The organism is uncultured Albimonas sp. (genome assembly GCF_963977235.1).
Classification (GTDB): Bacteria; Pseudomonadota; Alphaproteobacteria; order Rhodobacterales; family Rhodobacteraceae; genus Albimonas.
Genome location: NZ_CAXBOD010000036.1, coordinates 27,275 through 50,484, shown reverse-complemented (window position 1 = coordinate 50,484; position 23,210 = coordinate 27,275). Strand labels below are relative to the sequence as shown.

Below are 23,210 nucleotides of genomic sequence, written 5' to 3'. Positions count from 1 at the left end.
CGCTGAACCAAACGGTGCGCCGCAGCGCCTCGTCGGTGAGCGGCTATCTAGGGGGTTTCGAAGATGGCGTCAACAGGCCCCCGTCAGAAAACTGTCACGACACGGGGGAGGGGCCAAGGCATTGTGTGCGCTGCGTCATGTTAGGGGATGGCCCGGCCAGCCGCGCGCCCTGCCCCCCGGAATCGGGTGATTTCGCCCTGAATCGGGCCGAATCCGGAGGGGAATCGCGTCTTCGGATGTCGGGAATAAATCGTGTGACGTTGCGTTCCTGGCGGAACCGGCCCTCGGCGCCCCCTCCGATCCCCGAGGCGGGCGTCGACTTGCGTTGCGGCGCGGCAGGGGTGACGTCGCGGCCGCAGCCGATTTCGGCCCGTGAACGAGTCGGGGGCGAGTCGGTTGCCCGACTCGCCCCCGCTTTCGGTCCGGGTCTGGCCAGACGCGCCCGCCGGGCCCGGAGGTCAGTGCAGCGTGGCCCCCGCCTCGGCCGAGGCGCCTCGGGCGCGGTCGCCGATCACCAGCCCCTCGGGGCCGCAGCCCACCGGCACCACCTCGCCGTCGCGGATCCGGCCGGCCAGCAGACGCTCGGCCAGCGGGTCCTGCAGGGCCTTCTGGATAACCCGCTTCAAGGGACGCGCGCCGTAGACCGGATCGTAGCCCCGATCGGCCAGCCAGGTGCGCGCCTCGGGCGCAAGCTCGAGGTGGATCTTGCGATCCGCCAGCCGGCCCTCCAGCCCGCGGAGCTGGATGGTGACGATGCCGTCCATGTGCTCCCGGCTCAGCCGCTCGAACAGAACGATCTCGTCGAGGCGGTTGAGGAACTCGGGCCGGAAGTGCGCGCGCACCGCGCCCATCACCGGCTCGCGCGCGTCGGAGGCCTGCGCCCCGTCGGGCAGCGAGGTCAGGAACTCCGAGCCCAGGTTCGAGGTCAGGATCACCAGCGTGTTGCGGAAATCCACCGTGCGGCCCTGGCCGTCGGTCAGCCGACCCTCGTCCAGCATCTGCAGCAACACGTTGAACACGTCGGGATGCGCCTTCTCGACCTCGTCGAACAGGACCACCTGGTAGGGACGCCGGCGCACCGCCTCGGTCAGCACGCCGCCCTCATCGTAGCCGACATAGCCCGGAGGGGCGCCGATCAGGCGGGAGACGGCGTGCTTCTCCATGAACTCGGACATGTCGATGCGCACCATCGCCTGGTCGTCGTCGAACAGGAACTCGGCCAGCGCCTTGGTCAGCTCGGTCTTGCCGACGCCGGTCGGGCCCAGGAACAGGAAGCTGCCGATCGGGCGGTTGGGGTCCGACAGGCCCGCCCGCGCCCGGCGCACCGCGCTGGCGACGGCGTGAACCGCGTCCTCCTGGCCGACCACGCGGGCGCCGATCACCTCCTCCATCCGCAGGAGCTTGTCGCGCTCGCCCTCCAGCATCTTGTCCACCGGCACGCCGGTCCAGCGGGAGACGACGGCCGCCACATGCTCGGGCAGCACCGCCTCCTCGACCATCACGTCGCTCTGCTCCTGGCTCTCGGCCTCGGCGAGGCGCTTCTCGAGGTCGGGGATCACGCCGTAGGCGAGCTCTCCGGCCTTGGCGAGGTCGCCGCGGCGCTTGGCGTTCTCGAGCTCCACCCTTGCGCCGTCGAGCTTCTCCTTCAGGTCGCGGGAGCCCTGGAGCTTGTCGCGCTCGGCCTGCCAGCGGGCGGTCATCGCGGCCGACTGCTCCTGCAGCTGGGCGAGGTCTCCGGTGATCTTCTCCAGCCGGTCCTGGGAGGCCTGGTCGCTCTCCTTCTTCAGCGCCTCGGCCTCGATCTGCTTCTGCAGGATGTCGCGGTCGAGCTGGTCGAGCTCCTCGGGCTTGCTGTCCACCTCCATGCGCAGGCGCGAGGCCGCCTCGTCCATCAGGTCGATGGCCTTGTCGGGCAGGAAGCGGTCGGCGATGTAGCGCGCCGACAGGGTCGCGGCCGAGACCAGTGAGGCGTCGGAGATGCGCACCCCGTGGTGGACCTCGTACTTCTCCTTGATGCCGCGCAGGATCGAGATGGTGTCCTCGACCGTCGGCTCGGTCACGAACACCGGCTGGAAGCGACGGGCGAGCGCGGCGTCCTTCTCCACATGCTTGCGGTATTCGTCGAGCGTGGTGGCGCCCACGCAGTGCAGCTCGCCGCGCGCGAGCGCGGGTTTCAGCAGGTTCGAGGCGTCCATCGCGCCGTCGCCCTTGCCCGCGCCCACGAGCGTGTGCATCTCGTCGATGAACAGCACGATCTCGCCGTTCGAGGAGGTCACCTCGTTCAGCACGGCCTTCAGACGCTCCTCGAACTCGCCGCGATACTTCGCGCCGGCGATCAGGGCGCCCATGTCGAGGCTGAGGAGCTTCTTGTCCTGCAGGCTCTCGGGCACGTCGCCGTTGACGATGCGCATGGCCAGGCCCTCGGCGATGGCGGTCTTGCCGACGCCGGGCTCGCCGATCAGCACGGGGTTGTTCTTGGTCCGACGGCTCAGCACCTGGATGCAGCGGCGGATCTCCTCGTCGCGGCCGATGACCGGGTCGATCTTGCCCTCGCGGGCGGCCTCGGTCAGGTCGCGGGCGTATTTCTTGAGCGCCTCGAAGCTGTCCTCGGCCGAGGCGCTGTCGGCCGTGCGGCCCTTGCGCGTGTCCTCGATGGCCTTGTTGAGGGCCTGGGGCGTGACGCCGCCATCGCCCAGCGCCTTGGAGGCGTCGGACTTCTGGATCGCGAGCGCAGTCAGCAGCCGCTCGACGGTGACGAAACTGTCGGAGGCCTTCTTGGCCAGCTGCTCGGCCTGGTCGATCACCTGGGCGAAGGACTGGTCGAGATAGACCTGCCCGCCCTGCACCTTGGGCAGCTTGGCGACGGCGAGGTCGTTGGCCGTGCGCACCGCCTGCGCGTCGCCGCCGGCCCGCGCGATGAGGCTGGTCGCGAACCCCTGGTCGTCGTCGAGCAGGGCCTTGAGCAGATGGTCGGGGGTCAGTCGCTGGTGACTTTCGCGCATCGCGATGGTCTGGGCCGCCTGCACGAACCCGCGCGCGCGGTCGGTGAACTTTTCCAAGTTCATGCTCGCTCTCCTTTCAGCGCCGCTCGCCTCGGCGCCCTCTCTGAGGCGCGCCCGGACCGGCCTGTGATGTGTGATCGAGACGCCCATCCGGCGCGCCCCGATTTGAGAAGGATATGGGCGGGGAACCGGGGCCTCACAAGACCTTGAGCTTGCGGTTTCGCGCCCGCGCGCGTATCGCGGGGGAACCCTGCCAGACCCCCTATCAGGAGCCGCGCCATGTCCGTCGCAGCCTTTCCCGCGCGCACGCCCGCAGCCGGACCCGACCCTCGCGACCGCCTGATCGTGGCGCTCGACGTGCCCGACGGAGCCAGCGCCATGGCGATGGCCGGGCGGCTGGGGGAGGCGGTCACCTTCTACAAGATCGGTCTGGGGATGCTGACCACCGGCGGGCTGGCCGCGGCGATGGAGCTCAAGGACCAGGGCAAGCGGGTGTTCCTGGACCTGAAGCTGTTCGACATCCCCGCCACGATCGAGCATGCGGTGCGCCGCCTCGCGACCTTCGACCTCGACTTCCTGACGGTGCACGGCGATCCCAGCGTGGTCCGCGCCGCGGCCGAGGGGGCGGCGGGCTCGGGCATGAAGATCCTTGCGGTGACCGTGCTGACCAGTTCGGACCGCGGCGACCTCGATGCGGCGCTGATCCGGGGGGGCGACCTCTCGGAGCTGGTGGCCGAGCGCGCCGCCCGCGCCTGGGAGGCCGGGGCCGACGGCGTCATCGCCTCGGCGCAGGAGGCCGGGGCCCTGCGCGCCCTGCGCCAGAGCGAGGGCCGCCTGATCGTGACGCCCGGCATCCGGCCCGCGGGCAGCGCGACCGACGACCAGAAGCGCATCTCGACGCCAGGCGCGGCGGTGCAGGCGGGGGCGGACCATATCGTGGTCGGGCGGCCGGTGTGGCAGGCCGCCGATCCGGCGGCGGCCGCGCGCGCCATTCAGGCGGCGATGCCCTGAGAGGCCGGTCTGCGCTCCTGACTCGCCAGCCACCCGGCGCTTCGCGAGGGCTTGGGACCGCGGGGCGTCGTGCAGACGGGCGTCTGCACGGCTCTTGTGCGCGGGACGTGGGGATCAGTCGGCCAGCGCGGCCTGGAATTCGCGCCACTCGCCCGGGCTCATGCCGCTGGTCGCCTGCGTGACCTGCTCGCCGGCCAGCATCCGCTTCAGGCAGGCGATGGCCGAGGCGCTGAACTGCACGCCGCCCAGCCTGTATTCCTCGAACGCCTCGTAGGCGGCGGGGACCCAGGCCTTGGCGATCTCGCACATCGCGTCGGCATAGACCCGGATCTCGTGCTGCGCGTGGGGATCGGCGCGCAGCCGGAGGAAGTGGAACAGGTTGTGAAGGTCGATCTTCCAGTACCACTGCGTGTAGACGTTCGCGGTCAGGTTCATCCGCGCCAGCTCTCGCGCCAGCCCCGCGCGCTCGGGATCCACCGGCGCGCCGTCCGGCCCCTCGTTCAGCATCCACTGGTAGTTGTCGTAGCCGCGCCCGGAATCCTCGCGCAGCAGGCGCAGCACCGCCTCCGCCTCCTCGCCCTGCAGGACCGAGCCGCGCCCCTGCCGGTTGGCGCTGCTCTGGGCGGCCAGCTGCTCGGGCTGGGGGATGTAGAACTCCCGGTCCAGGATCGAGTAGCGGGCGGAATATTCGTTCACGTTCGCGGTGCGGTGGCGGATCCACTGGCGGGCGACGAAGATCGGCAGCTTCACGTGCAGCTTGATCTCGCACATCTCGAAGGGGGTCGAGTGCCAGTGCCGCATCAGGTAGCGGATCAGCCCGCGGTCGTCGCGGGCCTTGCGCGTGCCCGCCCCGTAGCTGACCCGCGCCGCCTGCACGATGGCCGCGTCGTCGCCCATGTAGTCCACGACCCGCACGAACCCGTGGTCCAGAACCGGGACCGCGGAATAGAGCATCGCCTCGATCCCCTCGGACACCGGACGCAGCGTCGGACGCGTCTCGGCGCGCGCGGCGTCGATTTCGGCCTGTTGTTCCGGGCTGAGCGTCATAAGTTCTCCCCGAGGCATAACGAGCGGCATTCGGCGCGAGCCGAGTCGCCCCCATCCATATCTGGCGCCCAAGACAGAAGGAACCCCCAGATGCAGATCAAATACCTCCACACCATGGTTCGCGTGAAGGACATCGACGCCTCGAAGGCGTTCTACTGCGACCTGCTGGGCCTGACGGAGGTGCGCCGCATCGACAACGAGGCCGGCAAGTTCACGCTGGTGTTCCTCGCCCCCCCGGGCCAGGAGGCCGCGCAGGTCGAGCTGACCCACAACTGGGGCTCGGACGAGGACTACGGCTCGGGCCGCAACTTCGGTCACCTCGCCTACGAGGTCGAGGACATCTACGCGATGTGCGAGAAGCTGCAGGCCGCCGGCGTGACCATCAACCGCCCCCCGCGCGAGGGCCGCATGGCCTTCGTGAAAAGCCCCGACGGCGTCTCGGTCGAGCTGCTGCAGATGGGCGAGGCCAAGCCGGTCCAGGAGCCCTGGGCCAGCATGGAGAACACCGGAAGCTGGTGACCCGCACATGACCCGCGCCCTGCCCCGCCTGCCCGCTCCGCTCCTCCCCGCTCGTCGGGGGGGGCCCGCGGTGCGCGGGGCAGCGCCGGAAGCGCCGCCGGTGCGCGGCGCAGGGCCGGAAGCGCCGCCGGTCCGCGGCGCAGGGCCAGAGGCGCCGCCGGTGCGCGGCGCGGGGCCAGAGGCGCCGCCGGTCCGCGGCGCGGGGCGGGGGAGGCGCCGGGCGGGCGCGCTCGCCGTCCTGTTCGCGACCCTGACCGGGGCCGGCCCCGCCTCGGCCGCCTGCGCGCTGGGGCTGGCGCTGGCGCTCGACGTCTCTTCCTCGGTGGACGAGACGGAATACGCCCTTCAGGCGCAGGGCCTGGCCGAGGCGCTCGAGGACGCCGACGTCAAGGAGGCGCTGCTCGATCCCGGCACGGGAGAGGTGCGGATCGCCGTCTACGAATGGTCGGGTCGCTGGCAGCACGCGCTGGTGGCCGACTGGCGCCCGATGACCAGCCCCCAGGCGGTCGACGCGCTGGCCGCGCGGGTGCGCACGGCGGCGCGCAGCCACTCCGACTATCCCACCGCGCTGGGCCATGCGATCGGCTTCGGCGCCCGCCTGCTGGAGGATGTGCGCGACTGCGAGCGGCGGGTGCTGGACGTCTCGGGCGACGGCGCCAACAACGACGGGTTCGAGCCGCCCTCGGCCTACGCCAGCTTTCCCATGGACGACGTCACCGTGAACGCGCTGGTGGTGGGGGGCGTCGCGCGCCCGCAGCTGGTGCGCTATTTCGAGAAGATGGTGGTCAAGGGCCCCGGCGCCTTCGCCGAGGTGGCCGAGGACTACCGCGACTATGCCCGCGCGATGAAGCGCAAGCTGCTGCGCGAGATCCGCCCCCCGCTGGCGATCGGCGCGCTGGAACCCGACGCCGCGCCCCTGCCCCCCGGCTGAGGCGCGCCGCGACCCAGGACAGGGAGATCTCATGCAGGACGCCCGCTGCGCGCCCGACGCCCCTCCGCGCTCCGAGGAGAGCGCGGGCCAGTCCCTCCGCCTGCACGGGCTGCATGTCGACCTGCACGGGCCCGCGGACGCGCCGGCGCCGACGCTGCTGCTGGTCCACGGCTTCATGGCCAGTCGCGCGCAATGGCACGGCAACCTCGCGCGTCTGTCGCGCCGCCGCCGGGTGGCGGTGGTCGAGCTGCTGGGCCACGGCCGCTCCGACGCGCCGCGCGATCCCGCGGCCTACGAGGTCGCCCGCTACATCGACGCGTTCGAGGCCCTGCGCGAGCGGCTGGGCGGCCGGCGCTGGCATCTGTGCGGGCAGAGCCTGGGCGCGGGGATCTCGGTCTCCTACGCGCTGGCGCGGCCGGAGTCGGTGATCGCCCACGCCTTCACCAACTCGGGCGCGGTGATGACCCATCCCGCCGACGCCGCGAAGGTGGCCGAGCGGCGCGCCACCGCCGCCGCGATCCGCGCCGGCGGACGCGAGAAGCTGCCCGAGGCCCGCGTGCACCCCTCGCGCGCCACCCGCTACCCGCCGCAGACCCTGGCGCGGCTGATGCAGGACGCGGCGCGCCTCGACCCCGAGGCGATGGCGCTGGCGATGGAGGTGACGGTGGCCGGCACGGGCGCCATGCACCGGCTGGAGGCGCTGCGCCTGCCGACCCTGCTGATCAACGGGCGCTGGGAGAAGCGCTTCCAGACCCACCTGCCCGCCCTGCGCGCGGGGATCCCGCATCTCGAGGTCGTGGACCTCGAGGGCGGCCATTCGATCAACGCCGAGCGGCCCGAGGCGTTCGACGCGGCGCTGGAGGCGTTTCTGGACCGTCACCCCGGCCCCTGACGCCGACGCCCGCGGCCCGCGGGAGGCCCCGGGTCAAGCTCGGGGCGCCGGCCCGCCCGGGAACGCCCGGGCGCGGACCCGTCGTCGCGCCGCCCCTATATCTCGCGGTATTTGCGCGACTCCCGCCCAGATGCGGGACCTGCGCCCACGCCGCCCATTGAATTCGGCCGCCGCGGCGCGCGATACTCCGCCCCCAACGACACGAACCGAGCAGGACCCCCGCCATGGCCGAGCCCGCGCGCAAGACCGTCGGCAAGACAGCGGGCGAAGACCTCTTCGCCGCCAACGACGCCGACGAGTCCTACAACGCCTCCTCGATCGAGGTGCTCGAGGGGCTGGAGCCGGTCCGCAAGCGCCCCGGCATGTATGTCGGCGGCACCGACGAGCGCGCCCTGCACCACCTGGTCGCGGAGGTGCTGGACAACTCGATGGACGAGGCCGTCGCCGGCCACGCCAGCCGCATCGAGATGGAACTCGCCGCCGAGGGAACCTGCACCGTGCGCGACAACGGCCGCGGCATCCCCGTCGATCCCCACCCGCGCTTCCCGGAGAAATCGGCCCTCGAGGTCATCCTCTGCACGCTCCACGCCGGCGGCAAGTTCGGCGGCAAGGCCTACCAGACCTCGGGCGGTCTGCACGGGGTGGGCATCTCGGTGGTCAACGCGCTGTCGGACGCGGTGACGGTCGAGGTGGCGCGCAACAGAATCCTGTGGCGACAGCAGTTCTCGAAGGGCAAGCCGCTGGGCCCGGTCGAGCAGGCCGGCCAGGCCCCCAACCGCCGCGGCACCACCGTCAGCTTCCACCCCGACCCCGAGATCTTCGGCGCCCGCGCCATGCTCAAGCCCGCGCGGCTGATGAAGATGGCCCGCTCGAAGGCCTATCTGTTCTCGGGCGTCGAGATCCGCTGGAAATGCGACCCCGCGATGCTCAGGGACGGCGACGACACGCCGGCCGAAGCGACGTTCCACTTCCCCGGGGGCCTGGCCGACTACCTCGCGGAATCCCTCGCCGGCGCCCCCTGCTGCGCCGAGCAGCCCTTTGCGGGCAAGGTCGACTTCGGCGAGAAATTCGGCGCCGACACCGCCGGCTCGGTCGAATGGGCGGTCAACTGGACGCCGGCGCGCGACGGCTTCGTCTCCTCCTACTGCAACACCGTGCCCACGCCCGAGGGCGGCACGCATGAGCAGGGCTTCTGGGCCGCGGTCCTCAAGGGCCTGCGGGCCTATGGCGAGCTCGCCTCGGTCAAGAAGGCCGCGATCCTGACGCGCGAGGACGTGCAGGGCGCCGCCTGCGCGATGATATCGATCTTCATCCGCGAGCCCGAGTTCGTCGGCCAGACCAAGGACCGCCTGGCCACCACCGAGGCCGCGCGACTGGCCGAGAACGCCGTGCGCGACCGCTTCGACACCTGGCTCGCCGCCGACCCCAAGCGGGCGGGCGCGATCCTCGACTTCGCGCTGATGCGCGCCGAGGAGCGCGTGCGGCGGAGGCAGGAGAAGGAGACCCAGCGCAAGACCGCCACCAAGAAGCTGCGCCTGCCCGGCAAGCTGGCCGATTGCTCCGACAGCGCGCGCAACAACTCCGAGATCTTCCTGGTGGAGGGCGACAGCGCCGGCGGCTCTGCCAAGCAGGCGCGCAACCGCAAGACCCAGGCGGTGCTGCCGCTGCGGGGCAAGATCCTCAACGTCGCCAACGCCTCGGTCGAGAAACTGGCCCAGAACCAGGAGCTGCAGGACCTGTGCCAGGCGCTGGGCGTGTCCCCCGGCTCGCGCTTCAACCTCGAGGATCTGCGCTATGAGCGCGTGATCATCATGACCGACGCCGACGTGGACGGGGCGCATATCGCCTCGCTGCTGATGACCTTCTTCTTCCGCCAGATGCGCCCGCTGGTCGACGCGGGGCGCCTGTTCCTGGCCGCCCCGCCCCTCTACCGGATGACCCAGGGGGCCCGCACGCTCTACGCCCGCGACGACGCCCACCGCGAGGAGCTGATCGAGACGGTGTTCTCCAAGGGCCGCGGCAAGGTCGACGTGGGCCGCTTCAAGGGCCTGGGCGAGATGATGCCCAGGCAGTTGAAGGAAACCACGATGGACCCCACGACCCGGACCCTGATCCGGGTGACCATCGACGAGGACGAGCCCGGCGAGCAGGGCGAGACCTCGGCGCTGGTGGAACGCCTGATGGGCCGCAAGGCCGAGCTGCGCTTCCAGTTCATCCAGGAGAACGCGCGCTTCGCCGAAGATCTGGATGTCTGAGACCCGCCTGCCGTCACGCTCCCGCCGGTGCGCCGCGCCGGCCGCGGCGCTCGCTGCCGCGCTGCTGGCGGCGGGCTGCGACAGCGAGGCGGCCGACGTCGAGATCTTCGCGGTGGCCCTGCAGCCGGAATACGACGACTCCCTCCTGCGCCCCGGCCGGGTGGCGGCCGAACCGCACAACGCGCCCCTGCCGGGGATGATCCCCTCCGAGGTCGCGGGGCTGATCCGCCTGCCCGAGGGGCTGCCCCAGGCGCTGGACCTGCCGCCGGTGGCGCCCGGAGGCTGGGCGCGCTCGGAGCACGGGCGGCTGCTGCGGCTGGCGATCATCTTCAACCCGCAAACGCCGCCGAAAGGCGACGCGCTGTGCGCGGCCGAGGCGCCGCTGCCCGCCGACCCGCCGCAGGCCGACCGCTACGAGGCCACGCTCGCCCTGTGTCTGCGCGGCCAGGCGCTGGCCGAGGGGCGCATCCGGGCCCGCCGCTCGGGCGACCTCGACGCCGCGTGGGTGTCCTCGACGCTGACCGAGCTGCTCGACGCCGTGCTCCGCCCCGGCGGCGCCCAGGGCTGAAGGCTTGCGCCGAAGCCGCTACCCCCTCCCGCCTCGCAGGAAGGACCCCAGCCCCATGGCCTGCCCCCGACCCGACCGCCCCCGAACCGCTCGCGCCCTGGCTGCCCGCGCCGCGTCCTCGGCGACGGGCGCCGCCGCCCCGATCGGGGCGCCCGGCGCTCACGCTCCGGCCCTCGCCGGGGCGCCCGTGCGGGGCGCGTTCGGCGCCAAGGCCTCCGCCCGGCGCGCCGGGATCCTCCTGGCCGCGGCGGCGCTGCTGGCGGGATGCGCCGGCGGGCCGGGGGCCGGGGACGCCGGCCACACCTCGGTGACCACGCCGATGTACGACACCGCCTACGACCCGCGGCAGATCTTCAACGGCGTGCCGATGCCGCTCGAGGTTCGCGGGACGCCGCCCGACGGCGCCTCGCCCGCACAGGTGGCCGCGGGGATGACCCTGCCCGCGCGCTTTGGCGCCAGCCCCTTCGAGCTGGGCCGCGACCTCGCGCAGGAGAGCCGGATCGTGATCGCCTTCGACCCGGCCAACCGGCTCGACGGCTGCCGGGCCCCCGCCACCACCGGCGCCGGCCGCGCCGACGGCTCGTTGAACGCGCTGGTGGCCTACTGCCGCGGCGCGCGGGAGCTGAGCTCGGTCCTGGTGCGCAGCACCGCCACCCGCGGGCCGAGCGACGCGGGCTTTGCCAGGGCGATGAACCAGACGCTGCAGACCCTGCTGCCCAACCGCGGCCCCGACGAGCAGGGCGAGCGTCGCCGCCACCGTTGAGGCCCCGCGCCGCCGCTGCAGGGACCGCGTCGCCGCTGCAGGGACCGCGTCGCCGGCGCGGACGGGCACGGCGACAGACGCCGCGACCCCGCCGACCCGGGCGCGCCTCTGCCCGACACCCGGGGCCCAAGCCTGGCCGGAAAATGAGACGGCGTCCCACCCAAAGGGACAAATCGTAGCAATCCGATACTGTACGGTTGCCCCAAGGGCCGAAAGCCCCAAGGATCGTCGCCAACCTGCCGACGGCGATCGCGCACCCCTTCGCGCCCGCCGCGCCCCCTCCCTCGGCCAGGTCGCAGCCCGTCGCCCGAGAGCGGCTTGCCGCGGGATCGGTCGTCCCGACGGCTTCGAGCCATGATCACATCCTGGAGCGGCGTCGGCCGGACGCCCGGCGGTTATTGAATGAATGTCCTGACAAGCCGACCCACCTTGCGCCCCCCTCCGCCGCGACGCCTGCCGGGAGGGCGCCAGGCCGGGACGCGCCGGTGACCGGGGGCTCGGACTCGGGCCGGGCGGGACCGGGCGGACGCTCGTTGGCGCAGGCCGCGGCGACGCTGCTGGGCGCGCAGGCGACGCGCTGGCGACGGCTGCCGGGGGGCGACCTGAACCGGGTGGTCTTCGCGACGCTCGACGACGGGCGCGAGATCGTGGCCAAGACCGGGCCCCACCCGGCGACCGAGGCCGCGATGCTCGCCGCCCTGCGTGCGGCCGGCGCGCCGACGCCGCGGGTGCTTGGGGCCTCGGACACGGTGCTGGCGCTCGAGGCGATGGCCGACGAGGGCGGCTTCTCGCCCACCGGCTGGCGGGAGCTGGGCGCCATGCTGCGCCGCCTGCACGAGACGCCGGGCCCCGCCTACGGCTGGCCGGCGCCCTATGCCTTCGGCGAGGTGGCGATCCCGGCCAACGCCGACCCCGCGCTCGACTGGCCGAGCTTCTGGGCCGAGCGTCGGCTGCTGGCCGAGGCGCCGCGCCTGCCCCTCGACCTCGCCCGCTCGCTCGAGCGTCTGGCCGCCGCCCTGCCCGAACGGCTGCCCCGCCGCCCCCTCCCGGGCCTGTGTCACGGCGACCTGTGGAGCGGCAACCTGCTGGTCGCCGCCGGCCGTCCGCATGGTCTGGTGGACCCGGCCTGCGCCTACGGCCACGGCGAGACGGACCTGGCGATGCTGGCGCTGTTCGGCTCGCCGGGCCCCGGTCTCGCGCAGGGCTACGGCCCGCTGGAGCCCGGCGCGGCCGAGCGGCGGCCGATCTATCAGCTATGGCCCGCGCTGGTGCACCTGCGCCTGTTCGGCGGCGGCTACCACGGCCTGGTCGAGGGTCTGCTGGCGCAAACGCGCGCCTAGGCCTGCCGCAGGGGCTCCTGACGATTGGCCCTCGGCTGCGCCGCTCCGTCCCGGCAGGTCGAGAGGGCTAGGAGATCTGGTCGTCGCGCGGCGGAAACAGCGCCTCGACGCCGTAGAGGTGGCTGTAGACCTCGCCGCCGGTCTCGGCCTGCCCGTGCTGGGCGAACCACAGCGGCGGGCTGGCGTCGTTCAACGCCCGGGCCAGATGGCGGTCCGTGCCGCTGGGCTCGACGCTGAAATTGCCGTGCACATGGTGGTAGACGAGATCGGAGAGGTCGAATTTCTCGCGCATCCGGGTCGGCCAGAATTCCGAGTGGAAGCTCTGCGAGTTCGGTCCCAGGTGCTGGAATTCCTCGGCGACCTGGATCAGCATCGGGCTGTCGTCGCGGCCGCTGCGGGCGGTGTACCAGCCATACTCGCGGTTCTTCTCGCGCGCCTCGCGCTGCATCCGGTCGGCGAAGGGCAGGAACCGCAGGGTCGGGTCGATCAGATAACGGAAACGGGCGGGCCAGTCGGCGTCGGTCTCGCGGAACAGGCGCACCCCGTCGAGGATCGTGGGCATAGAAATCTCCCATGTCGAAAGCCGGGGGCGAAAATCGCGCCCCCTGCGGACAAGCCTGCGCCAATGCGTTCCGCTGCGTCAATCTCTGATCTCCACCGCGCCGCGCTGTCTGTCGCCGTCACGCCCGCCTTGCTCCGCGCCCCCTCCCGCATTGACGCCCGCCCTCGCCTCGTGCGCTCATGGCCCATGACCCGCCCGCCTCCCCGCGGCTTCCCCGAGGCCGAGCATCGCGCCCGACTGGCGCTGGCTCAGGCCGCGCTCGCCGCCGAGGGCCTCGAGGCCCTGCTGCTGACCACCGAGCCCGAGATCCGCTGGTTCTCCGGCTTCCTCACCCGCTTCTGGGAGAGCCCGACACGGCCCTGGTTCCTGGTCGTGCCTGCGCAGGGCGCGCCGGTCGCCGTGGCGCCCTCGATCGGGGCCGAGCTGATGGGCCGGACCTGGCTGCGCGACGTGCGGAGCTGGTCCTCGCCCGACTATGCCGACGACGGGGTCTCGCTGCTGGCCGCCACGCTGGCCGAGCTGACCCCGGCCGCGGCCGAAATCGGCGTGCCGATGGGGCGCGAGACGCTGCTGCGCATGCCGCTGGGCGACTGGCAGGCGCTTGGCGAGCGGATCGGGCGCCGGCGGTTTCGCGACGATCGCGGGCTGATGCGCGCCCTGCGCATGGTCAAGTCCGAGGCCGAGATCGAGAAGATCGCCGCCGCCTGCGCCGTCGCCGGCCGCGCCTTCGCCCGGGCTCCCGGACTCCTCAGCCCCGGCCGCCCCCTGTCGGACGTGTTCCGCCGCTTCCAGATCTTGTGCCTCGAGGAAGGCGCCGATCAGGTCCTCTACCTCGCGGGGGGCGCGGCGCCGGGGGGCTATGGCGACGTGATCTCGCCCGCCGACGACCGGCCGCTGGCGGCGGGCGATGTGGCGATGCTCGACGCCGGCCTCTCGCGCGAGGGCTATTTCGCGGATTTCGACCGCAACTGGTCGCTCGGCCCGCCCGCGCCCGAGGTCGCCGAGGCCCACGCCCGCCTCGTCGAGGCCGTGGACGTCGCCGCCCCCCTCGCTCGCCCCGGCGCCACGCCTGCCGACCTGTTCCACGCCATGCGCGCGGTTCTGGGGGGCGGGGCGCCGGATGTCGGGCGGCTGGGCCACGGGCTGGGGATGCAGCTGACCGAGCCGCCCTCGCTGATCGCGGCCGACCTCACGCCGCTGACGGCGGGGATGGTGCTGACGCTGGAGCCCTCGCTGCCGCTCGGTCCGGGCCGGATGATGGTGCACGAGGAGGTGATCGTGGTGCGCGAGAACGGGCCGCAGTTCCTCTCGCCCCGCATCGGGCCGGAGATCCCGGTGCTGTGACGCCAGGGCGGCGCCCCCGCGGGCGGAGCGAAGTTCCGCATCGCCCGTTTGCGGCGCCCGGTCTCCCGAAGGAGAGGGCGGCGGGCGGGCGGGCCCGCAATGCATACACTCGCATGCAGCGCGCTTGACGCCGCGATCCTCCCGGCGCAGTCATGAGCCTCTTCGCCCGACCGGGGGACCCCGATGGACCTCGTCCCGCTTCTCCCCGCCGAGCTCGACGCCGCGACGCTGGCGCTGGTCTCGGCGGCCTCGTTCTGCACGTCCTTCGTCACGGCGGCCTTCGGGATCGGCGGCGGGGTGGCGATGCTGGCGATCCTCGCCTCGCTGCTGCCGCCGGCCGCGCTGATCCCGGTGCACGGGCTGGTGCAGTTCGCCTCGAACGCCGGACGGGCCGCGATGCTGCTTGGCCATGTGCAGCGAGGGCCGCTGGCGCCGTTCCTGGTCGGCTCGGCGCTGGGGGCGGCGGCCGGAGGGTCGGTCGCCGTGGCGCTGCCGCCGGCGGCGGTCGAGATCGGCATCGGCCTGTTCGTGCTGTGGGCGGCGCTGTTCGCCCCGCCCCGGGCGATGCGCGCGGGCGCGGGGCCGGCGGGCTTCGTCTCGACGCTGCTCTCGATGTTCTTCGGGGCCACGGGGCCGTTCGTGGCGGCCTATGTGAAGACGCTGGCGCTGGGGCGGATGGAGCATGTGGCCACCCACGCCGCGATGATGACCGCCCAGCACCTGCTGAAGGTGATCGCCTTCGGTTTCCTCGGCTTCGCCTTCGGGCCGTGGCTGGCGCCCATCGCGCTGATGGCCGCGGCGGGATTTCTCGGCACGCTGGTCGGCAAACGCGCGCTGATGCGAAGCAACGACGCGCTGTTCAAGCGCGCGCTCACGGCGCTGTTGTGCCTGCTGGCGGCCCGGCTGATCTGGAGCGGGGCCGCCGGCCTGCTCTGAGCCTCAGCCGAACTCGGCGCGGATGTCCGCGTCATGCTCGCCGATGCCGGGGACCTTGCCGTAGCTGGGCGTCTCGCCCGCAACCACGGCGCCTGGGGCGATCAGCTCCACCGGGCCGCCGTCGGTCGAGACCGAGATCAGCCGGTTCTGGGGATGCTCCATCAGGTCGGCCATGCCGTTCAGCCGACCGTAGGCGATCTTGGCGGCGTCCAGCTTGGCGGCCAGCGCCTCGCGCCCGTGCTGGCGGAACAGATCGGCGACGCGGGCGTCGAGCTCGGCCCGGTTGTCGATCCGCGCGGTGTTGTCGTGGAAGCGCGGGTCGTCGGCCATGCCGGCGTCGCCCAATACCTGCTCGCACAGCATCCGCCACTCGCGCTGGTTCTGGATCGAGATCAGGATCGCCCCGTCCGCGCAGGGGAACACCCCGTAGGGCGCGATGGTCGGGTGGCGCAGGCCCTCGCGCTGGGGCGGGCGGCCGCCATAGCGGGCCTGCAGGTAGGGCACGTTCATCCAGTCGGCCATGGCGTGGAACAGGCTGACCTCGATCTGGCGGCCCTGCCCGGTGCGTCCGCGCCCGATCAGCGCCTGCAGGATCGCCGCATGGGCCGTGATCCCCGCGCCGATGTCGCAGATCGAGACGCCCACGCGGGCCTCCTCGGTCGGCGAGCCGGTGATCGAGGCGAGCCCCGTCTCGGCCTGGATCAGCAGGTCATAGGCTTTCTGGTCGCGCCGCGGCCCGTCCTCGCCATAGCCCGAGATCGAGCAGGTGATCAGGTCCGGGCGCTTCCTGCGCAGCGCCTCCATCCCGTAGCCCATGCGGCCGACGGCGCCGGGCGCGAGGTTCTGCAGGAACACGTCGGCGCGGTCCAGAAGGCGGCCCAGCAGGGCGTGGTCGGCGGGGTCCTTGAGGTTCAGCCGCAGGCTCTCCTTGCCGCGGTTGAGCCAGACGAAATAGGCGCTCTGCCCCTCGACCATGCGGTCGTAGCCGCGGGCGAAATCGCCCTCGGGGCGTTCGATCTTGATGACGCGGGCGCCGGCGTCGGCCAGGCGCGCCGAGCAGTAGGGGGCGGCGACCGCCTGCTCCACCGCCACCACCAGCAGTCCTTCGAGATCGCGCATGTGTCCTCCGGGGCGTTGGCCGGCGCGGGGGGCCGGCGGAATTGACCGGCGCGGGGCCGGCGCCTCTTTCCACCGGAACCCGAGGGCGGGGTCAACCGTGCGGCCGGTCGAAGCGGCGGGAAGCCGGGCGCCGCCTCGCGAGCCCCATGCGCGGCACGCCCCGCCTCGGTCGGGAGCGGCCCCGCCCTCGCCCCCCTCCGGCGGGGGCGAGGGCGGGCGGGTGGGGAGCCTCCGCCGGAGGGGGGCGAGGGCGGGGCCGCGACGGCCTGGGCGTTGCGCAAGGGGCCGCGCGCATGCTGATCTGCCCGCGACCGGCGGAAACGGAGGCGACCCATGCTGCAGCTGAAGATCGAGAACGCGCGCCTGCCCGCCGCCTCCGGCCTGGGGAGCGCGCCGCTGAGCGTGGCGGTCCGCAACGGCCGCATCGCCGAAATCGCGCCCGCGATCGAGGGCGAGGCCGAGCGGGTGATCGACGCCCGCGGCCGCCTGCTGTCGCCCCCCTTCTGCGACCCGCATTTCCACATGGACGCCACCCTGTCGCTGGGCCTGCCCCGCCTGAACGTCTCGGGCACGCTGCTGGAGGGGATTGCGCTGTGGGGCGAGCTCAAGCCCCTGCTGACCCCCGAGGCGGTGGCCGAGCGCGCCCTGCGCTACTGCGATCTCGCCGTCGCGCAGGGCCTGCTCGCCATCCGCACCCATGTCGACGTCTGCGACGACCGTCTGACCGCGGTCGAGGCGCTGCTGGAGGTGAGGAAGCAGGTCGCGCCATACATCGATCTGCAACTGGTGGCCTTCCCACAGGACGGGCTCTACCGCGATCCCACCGCCCGCGCGAACCTGCTGCGCGCGCTCGACATGGGCGTGGACGTGGTCGGCGGCATCCCGCATTTCGAACGCACCATGGCCGACGGCGCGGCCTCGGTCCGGGAGCTCGCCGAGCTCGCCGCCAACCGCGGCCTGATGCTGGACCTGCACTGCGACGAGAGCGACGATCCGATGTCGCGCCATGTCGAGACGCTGGCCGCCGAGACCCTGCGCTGCGGCCTGCAGGGGCGGGCGGCGGGCAGCCACCTGAGCTCGATGCACTCGATGGACAACTACTACGCCTCGAAACTGATCCCGCTGATCGCCGAGGCGCAGCTGCACGCAATCCCCAACCCGCTGATCAACATCACCCTTCAGGGCCGTTCGGACACCTATCCCCGCCGCCGCGGCCTGACCCGGATCCCCGAGCTTCGCGCGGCCGGCGTCAACGTGGCGCTGGGCCAGGACTGCACCATGGACCCGTGGTATCCGCTGGGCTCGGGCGACATGCTCGACGTGGCCCACATGGCCGTCCACGCCGTGCCGATGACCTCGCGCGAGGCGATGGCCTGGACCCACACGGCTGTGACGGTCAACAACCGCCTCGCCATGGGCCTGCCCGATCCGACCCTGCGCAAGGGCGCGCCCGCCGACATGGTCCTCCTCCAGGCGCGGGACGAGATCGAGGCCGTCCGCCTGCGCGCCACCCGCCTCGCGGTGGTCAAGGCCGGCCGGATCGTCGCGCAGACGCCCGAGCGCGTCGCCGCCCTCTCCCTCCCCGGCCGCGCGGCCCAGGTCGACCCCGCCGCCTACGCGCCGGCCGCCGAGGGTTGAGGGCCGAGGGTGGAGGGCTGGGGGCCGAGGCCGGCGGGAAGGCCGCCTCCAGAGTTTTGCGGCGCCGCGGCATCCGCCTGTTGACAGTCGCGTGATTTCTCCCGTCTCATTTCCCGATCGGTCAAGAATTCCGCGCCCCTCCGGGCGCTGCGTCCGGCGGTCCCGGCCGCTTTCCCCACAACGGCCGCAAAGGCCGGAGCCTCCCGACAGGAACACGCCATGCCCCTCACGCCCTCCCGCCGTCAGCTTCTCGCAGGCGCTGCAACGCTGCTCGCCACGCCCGCGATCCTGCGCGCCCGCCGCGCCCGCGCCGCCGACCCGGTGAAGGTCGCGGGCGTCCACGCCTCGCCGGTCGAGAACGCCTGGAACTCGCGCATCCACTCGGCCATGCAGGCTGCGGCCGCCGACGGGCTGATCACCTACGAATTCTCCGAAGGCGTCAGCGCCACCGACTACCCCCGCGCCATGCGCGAATACGCCGAGGCCGGCGCGCAGCTGGTCTGGGGCGAGTCCTACGCGGTCGAGCGCGACGCCCGCTCGGTGGCCACCGACTACCCCGACACCGCCTTCCTGATGGGCTCCTCGGGCGGGCCGCAGGGCGACAACTTCGGCGTCTTCGGCACCCGCAACCACGAGGCCGCCTACCTCGCCGGCATGCTGGCCGCGGAGATGTCGCAGACCGGGACCTTCGGCTCCGTCGGCGGCTACCCGATCCCCGAGGTCAACATGCTGATCAACGCCTTCCGCGCCGGCGTCGCCGAGGTGAACCCTGACGCGAAGTTCCTCAACGGCTTCATCGGCGCCTGGTTCGACCCCGCCAAGGCCAAGGAGGCGGCGCTCGCCCAGATCGACGCCGGCGCCGACATCCTGTTCGGCGAGCGCATCGGCACCGCCGACGCCGCCAAGGAGGCCGGGATCAAGGCCGTGGGCTCCCTGATCGACTACACCCCCCGCTACCCCGAGACGGTCTTCGCCAACGCCCTGTGGAACTACCGCCCCACGGTCGAGGCCATCGTCAAGGACATCGCGGAGGGCGCAGCCACCGGCCGCGACTACACCGAGTATTCCTTCATGAAGCACGGCGGCAACGAACTGGTCTTCGTCGAGGACATGGTCCCCGCCTCGGCGTTGCCGGCCATGCAGGCGAAGCAGGCCGCGATCAAGGCCGGCGAGTTCGACGTGCCGATCGACGAATCCGAGCCCGCCTGACCCCGGAGAGGGCGCCCATGTCCGGTCCCATCGGCGGAGACGCCACCGCGCTCGCCCGCGCCATCGCCGAGGGCCGCCTGACCGCGGCCGCGGCGATGGAGGCCGCGCTGCTGGCCGCCGAGACGGACTCCCTGGGCGCGCTTGCCCGCGTCGCCCCCGAGCTGGGCCGCGCCGGCGCGGCGCGCGCCGACGCGATCCTGGCGGCGGGGGGGGCGGCCGCCTCCGCCCCGTTCCGCGGCGTGCCGTTCCTGGGAAAGGATCTCGGCGCTTCGGGCCGGGGCCTCGCCGCCTGCGGGGGCAACGCGGCGCTGCGGGCCCGCACGCCCGATCCGGAGAGCGACGACGCCCTCTTCGCCCGCTTCCGCGGCGCCGGCCTGGTCGCCTTCGGCCTGACCGCGGTCCCCGAGTTCGGCGCCGCCCTGACCTCCGAGCCCCCCGGCGCCCCGCCCGCCCGCAATCCCTGGAACCCGGAGCTGTCGCCCGGCGGCTCCTCGGGCGGGGCGGGGGCGGCGGTCGCCTCGGGGATCGTGGCGATGGCGCATGCCACCGATGCCGCCGGCTCGATCCGGGTCCCGGCGGCCTGCTGCGGGCTGGTGGGGCTGAAACCCTCGCGCGGGGCGACGCCGATGGGGCCCGGCTTTCACAACTGGCTCAACGGGTTGGTCGGCGAGGGGGTGCTCGCCCGCTCGGTCCGCGACGTGGCCGCGGCCTTCGGCGCGATCACCGGCGACGCCCGCGGGCCGGTCCCCGACCCCGCGCTCCGCTCGATCCCCGCCACGCCCCGCGTGGCGCTGGCCCTGCCGGCGGGCGTCTCCGAGGCCGCCGCCCGCCCGGTGCGGGAGGCCGCCGAGGCGCTGGGCGGGCCGGTCTCGACCCTCGACCCCGCCGCCTGGGCCACGCTCAGCGCCCGCGCCGCAGCGGTGGCCGACACCGTGCTCGCGGTCTCGCTGGCCGAGTGGGTGGACGCGGCGGGGCTGACCGAGGCCGAGATCACACCCCTTTCCGCGGCCGCCGCCCGCCACGGCCGCTCCCTGCCCGCCCCCGCCTTCTTCGCCGCCACGCGCGAGGCCGCAGCCATCGCCCATGCTCTGTGGGACGTGTTCGCGAGCGCCGACGTGATCCTGACCCCGGTGCTCGCCGACGGCCCGCCCCCGGTCGGGGCCTTCGATTTCGCCAGCTCCGACCTCGAGGCCCACCACGCGCGGATGGCGGCCGCAGCCCCCGGCGCCGCCGTCGCCAACGTCTCGGGCTTCCCCGCGCTGGCGGTCCCCTTCGGCATGGCGGGCGGCCTGCCGCGCAGCTTCCAGATGATCGCTCCCTTCGGGGCCGGCCGGGCCCTGCTGGCGCTCGCCTCCCGCATCGAGGACGCCGCCCCCGCCATCCCCTTCCCGCGCCTCGCCGACCTGCCCGAGGACCTGCGATGAGCCCGGTCCTGGAACTCGACGGCGTCACGAAGCGCTTCGGCCCGCTGGTGGCGAACGAGGACGTCTCGCTGTCGCTCGGCCAGGGCGAGATCCTGGCCCTGCTGGGCGAGAACGGCGCGGGCAAGACGACGCTGATGAACATCCTCTTTGGCCACTACACCGCCGACGCGGGCGAGGTGCGCGTCTTCGGCGCCCCCCTCCCCCCCGGCCGCCCCCGCGCGGCGATCGAGGCCGGCGTGGGCATGGTCCACCAGCATTTCACGCTGGCCGGCAACCTGACGGTGCTGGAGAACGTGACCATCGGGGCCGAGCCGCTTTCCCGCCTGATGTCCTCGACCGCCCCCGCCCGGCGCCGCCTGCGCGCGCTGTCCGAGCGGTTCGGCCTTGCCGTCGACCCCGACGCCCGCGTCGGCGACCTCTCGGTCGGCGAGCGGCAGCGGGTCGAGATCCTCAAGGCCCTGTATCGCGAAGCCAAGATCCTGATCCTGGACGAGCCCACCGCCGTTCTCGCCCGCCCCGAGGCCGAGCGCCTGTTCGAGACGCTGCGCGGCATGACCGCCGAGGGCCTGTCGCTGATCTTCATCTCCCACAAGCTGCACGAGGTGATGGCCGCCTCCGACCGCGTCGTGGTGCTGCGCCGCGGCCGCGTCGTCGCCGAGCGGCGCACCGCGCAGACCTCCGCCCCCGAGCTTGCCGAGCTGATGGTCGGCCGCCGCGTCGCCCGCCCGGTGCGCGAGGCCCAGGCCCCCGGCGCGCCGGTCTGCATCGCCTCGGCCGTGACGGTCACGCGGGAGGGCCGCGACCTGCTGGACGAGGCCGACTTCACCGTCCACGCCGGAGAGATCCTCGGAATTGTCGGCGTCGCGGGCAACGGCCAGGCGACGCTCGGCCGGTTGCTGTCGGGGCTGGCGCGGCCGACACGGGGCCGGATTCTGCTTGGCGACGAAGACCTTGGCCGCATGACGCCCGCCGACTGCGTTTCGGCCGGCGTCGGCCGCATTCCCGAGGATCGCCATGCGCAGGGCGTCGTCGGCGAAATGACGGTGTGGGAGAATGCGACGCTCGAGCGGCTCTCCGACCCCGCCTTCTCGGCCCGCGGCTTCGTGCGCCGGGGCGCCGCGCGCGCCTACGCCGCCGAGCTGATCCGCCGATTCGACATCCGCGGCGCCGCGCCCGACACTCGCGCCCGCCTGCTGTCGGGGGGCAACATGCAGAAACTGATCCTGGGGCGGAACCTGGCGCAGGGGCCGCGGCTGATCCTCGCCAACCAGCCCACCCGCGGCCTCGACGAGGGCGCGGTGGCCGCGGTCCACGCGGAACTGCTGGCGGCCCGGGGGGGCGGCGCCGCGGTGCTGCTGATCTCGGAGGATCTCGACGAGGTCCTGGGGCTCGCGGACCGCATCCAGGCGATCGTGAAGGGCCGCCTGTCGCGCCCGATCCCCGCCGAGCGGGCCGACGCCCGCCGCATCGGCCTGATGATGGCCGGCGCCTGGGACGAGGCGGAGCGGTCCGTGCCGGTCGAGGCCCCGTGATGCGCCTCGAACGCCGCCCCCAACCCTCGCTGACCATCGCTGTCGCGGCGCCGTTCGCGGCGGTGCTCGCCTCGCTGGTCCTGTGCGCCGGGCTGATCGCGCTGGCGGGCGTGAACCCGCTCGAGGCCTATGCCGAGATGCTGCGCGGCGCCTTCGGCTCGCGCCTCTCGATCACCGAGACGCTGGCCCGCGCCACGCCCCTGATCCTGACGGGCCTCGCGGCCACCGTCGCCTTCCGCGCCCGCCTTTGGAACATCGGCGGCGAGGGCCAGTTCTATGTCGGCGCCCTGGCCGCCGCCTGGCTGGGCTCCGAGGCGCTGGCCGGACTGCCGCCCGTTCTGGGCATCCTTGGGGTGATGATCGCGGGCATGGTCGCGGGCGCGCTGCTGCTGCTGGTCCCGGCCTTTCTGCGCGTGCGCTTTGGCGTGGACGAGGTGGTCACGACCCTGCTGACCAACTTCATCGTGATGCTGTTCGTGGGCATGATGGTCGAGGGGCCGCTGAAGGATCCGCTGGCCTTCGGCTGGCCGCAGTCCGTGCCGGTGGCCAACGAGCTGATGCTGCCCAGGCTGATCGAGCGCACCCGCCTGCACGTGGGCCTTCTGATCGCGCTGGCCGTTGCGGGCCTGGTCTGGCTGATGCTCGCCCGCACCGTCTTCGGCGCCCGCGCCCGGGCGGCGGGCCTGTCCGCAGAAGCCGCCGAGTTCGCCGGCGTGCCGCTGGCGCGGACCTTGCTGGGCGTGGCGCTGATTTCCGGCGGTCTGGCGGGGCTCGCGGGGGCGATCGAGGTGGCGGGGGTGAAGGGCTATGTGACCACCGACCTCTCGCCCGGCTACGGCTACTCGGGGATCGTGGTGGCGATGCTGGCCGGGCTTCAGCCCCTGGGCGTCGCCGTCGCCGCGGTCTTCGTGGCGGTGGTCTTCGTGGGGGCCGACGCGATGTCCCGCGCGCTGGGCGCGCCGACCTTCATCGCCGACGTGATCGTTGCGGTCTCTCTCCTGACCATGCTGGTCGCCCTGCTTTTCGCAACCTACCGGGTGCGCCGATGAGGCCCGCGACGCCGATCGGAGAGGGGGGCCGTCCCACGGGGGCGTCGAGCCCCCGCGTGCCGGGGCGCT

At 73.2% G+C, this 23,210-nt stretch carries 19 protein-coding genes; 15 read left to right on the top strand and 4 right to left on the bottom strand.

Annotated elements, in window-relative coordinates; all coding sequences use genetic code 11:
- Nucleotides 1-458: 458 nt before the first annotated feature.
- Entirely contained in the window at nucleotides 459-3,065 is a 2,607-nt protein-coding gene (gene clpB / locus AAC134_RS15855) for an ATP-dependent chaperone ClpB (protein ID WP_339950089.1), read from the bottom strand.
- A gap of 216 nt (nucleotides 3,066-3,281) precedes the next feature.
- Here clpB and pyrF point away from each other — a divergent pair, with 216 nt between their 5' ends.
- Complete coding sequence (gene pyrF, locus AAC134_RS15850; protein ID WP_339950088.1) at nucleotides 3,282-4,013, top strand: orotidine-5'-phosphate decarboxylase; 732 nt, start codon at nucleotides 3,282-3,284, stop codon at nucleotides 4,011-4,013.
- Between the two features lie 114 nt (nucleotides 4,014-4,127).
- Here pyrF and thyX read toward each other — a convergent pair whose 3' ends face one another.
- Nucleotides 4,128-5,060, bottom strand: a complete 933-nt coding sequence (gene thyX / locus AAC134_RS15845) for an FAD-dependent thymidylate synthase (RefSeq protein WP_339950087.1) — start codon at nucleotides 5,058-5,060, stop codon at nucleotides 4,128-4,130.
- Nucleotides 5,061-5,150: 90 nt separating this feature from the next.
- On the opposite strand from thyX, the gene AAC134_RS15840 reads away from it, so the two are divergent.
- The 7 genes from AAC134_RS15840 (at nucleotide 5,151) to AAC134_RS15810 (ending at nucleotide 12,328) form a co-directional block, all read left to right on the top strand.
- A complete protein-coding gene (locus AAC134_RS15840) occupies nucleotides 5,151-5,579 on the top strand; it encodes a lactoylglutathione lyase (RefSeq protein ID WP_339950086.1) in 429 nt (142 codons plus the stop codon).
- Nucleotides 5,580-5,739: 160 nt separating this feature from the next.
- Complete coding sequence (locus AAC134_RS15835; RefSeq protein ID WP_339950085.1) at nucleotides 5,740-6,510, top strand: DUF1194 domain-containing protein; 771 nt, start codon at nucleotides 5,740-5,742, stop codon at nucleotides 6,508-6,510.
- A 31-nt stretch (nucleotides 6,511-6,541) separates the two neighbouring features.
- A complete protein-coding gene (locus tag AAC134_RS15830; RefSeq protein WP_339950084.1) occupies nucleotides 6,542-7,402 on the top strand; it encodes an alpha/beta fold hydrolase in 861 nt (286 codons plus the stop codon).
- A gap of 224 nt (nucleotides 7,403-7,626) precedes the next feature.
- Nucleotides 7,627-9,657 (top strand): DNA topoisomerase IV subunit B, encoded by a 2,031-nt coding sequence (gene parE / locus AAC134_RS15825; protein ID WP_339950083.1) that lies wholly within the window; start codon nucleotides 7,627-7,629, stop codon nucleotides 9,655-9,657.
- A complete protein-coding gene (locus tag AAC134_RS15820) occupies nucleotides 9,650-10,225 on the top strand; it encodes a hypothetical protein (protein WP_339950082.1) in 576 nt (191 codons plus the stop codon). The genes parE and AAC134_RS15820 overlap by 8 nt, the downstream gene beginning before the upstream one ends.
- Before the next feature lie 187 nt (nucleotides 10,226-10,412).
- Nucleotides 10,413-10,988, top strand: a complete 576-nt coding sequence (locus AAC134_RS15815; protein ID WP_339950081.1) for a hypothetical protein — start codon at nucleotides 10,413-10,415, stop codon at nucleotides 10,986-10,988.
- A gap of 485 nt (nucleotides 10,989-11,473) precedes the next feature.
- A complete protein-coding gene (locus AAC134_RS15810) occupies nucleotides 11,474-12,328 on the top strand; it encodes a fructosamine kinase family protein (protein ID WP_339950080.1) in 855 nt (284 codons plus the stop codon).
- Between the two features lie 67 nt (nucleotides 12,329-12,395).
- On the opposite strand, the gene AAC134_RS15805 is transcribed toward AAC134_RS15810, so the two are convergent.
- On the bottom strand, nucleotides 12,396-12,890 hold the full coding sequence (locus AAC134_RS15805) for a hypothetical protein (protein ID WP_339950079.1): 495 nt from the start codon (nucleotides 12,888-12,890) through the stop codon (nucleotides 12,396-12,398).
- Nucleotides 12,891-13,076: 186 nt separating this feature from the next.
- Here AAC134_RS15805 and AAC134_RS15800 point away from each other — a divergent pair, with 186 nt between their 5' ends.
- Nucleotides 13,077-14,234, top strand: a complete 1,158-nt coding sequence (locus AAC134_RS15800; RefSeq protein ID WP_339950078.1) for a M24 family metallopeptidase — start codon at nucleotides 13,077-13,079, stop codon at nucleotides 14,232-14,234.
- 183 nt (nucleotides 14,235-14,417) lie between these two features.
- Complete coding sequence (locus AAC134_RS15795) at nucleotides 14,418-15,170, top strand: TSUP family transporter (RefSeq protein WP_339950077.1); 753 nt, start codon at nucleotides 14,418-14,420, stop codon at nucleotides 15,168-15,170.
- A gap of 3 nt (nucleotides 15,171-15,173) precedes the next feature.
- Here AAC134_RS15795 and AAC134_RS15790 read toward each other — a convergent pair whose 3' ends face one another.
- Nucleotides 15,174-16,289 (bottom strand): CaiB/BaiF CoA-transferase family protein, encoded by a 1,116-nt coding sequence (locus AAC134_RS15790; RefSeq protein ID WP_339950076.1) that lies wholly within the window; start codon nucleotides 16,287-16,289, stop codon nucleotides 15,174-15,176.
- A gap of 333 nt (nucleotides 16,290-16,622) precedes the next feature.
- On the opposite strand from AAC134_RS15790, the gene AAC134_RS15785 reads away from it, so the two are divergent.
- The 5 genes from AAC134_RS15785 (at nucleotide 16,623) to AAC134_RS15765 (ending at nucleotide 23,141) form a co-directional block, all read left to right on the top strand.
- Nucleotides 16,623-17,927, top strand: a complete 1,305-nt coding sequence (locus AAC134_RS15785) for an amidohydrolase family protein (RefSeq protein ID WP_339950075.1) — start codon at nucleotides 16,623-16,625, stop codon at nucleotides 17,925-17,927.
- Nucleotides 17,928-18,146: 219 nt separating this feature from the next.
- On the top strand, nucleotides 18,147-19,136 hold the full coding sequence (locus AAC134_RS15780) for a BMP family protein (protein ID WP_339950074.1): 990 nt from the start codon (nucleotides 18,147-18,149) through the stop codon (nucleotides 19,134-19,136).
- Between the two features lie 17 nt (nucleotides 19,137-19,153).
- Nucleotides 19,154-20,560: an amidase gene (locus tag AAC134_RS15775; protein WP_339950073.1), complete on the top strand. Its 1,407-nt coding sequence runs from the start codon at nucleotides 19,154-19,156 to the stop codon at nucleotides 20,558-20,560.
- Nucleotides 20,557-22,092 (top strand): ABC transporter ATP-binding protein, encoded by a 1,536-nt coding sequence (locus AAC134_RS15770; RefSeq protein ID WP_339950072.1) that lies wholly within the window; start codon nucleotides 20,557-20,559, stop codon nucleotides 22,090-22,092. The genes AAC134_RS15775 and AAC134_RS15770 overlap by 4 nt, the downstream gene beginning before the upstream one ends.
- Complete coding sequence (locus AAC134_RS15765) at nucleotides 22,092-23,141, top strand: ABC transporter permease (RefSeq protein WP_339950071.1); 1,050 nt, start codon at nucleotides 22,092-22,094, stop codon at nucleotides 23,139-23,141. Before AAC134_RS15770 ends, AAC134_RS15765 begins: the two co-directional genes overlap by 1 nt.
- Nucleotides 23,142-23,210: the final 69 nt, after the last annotated feature.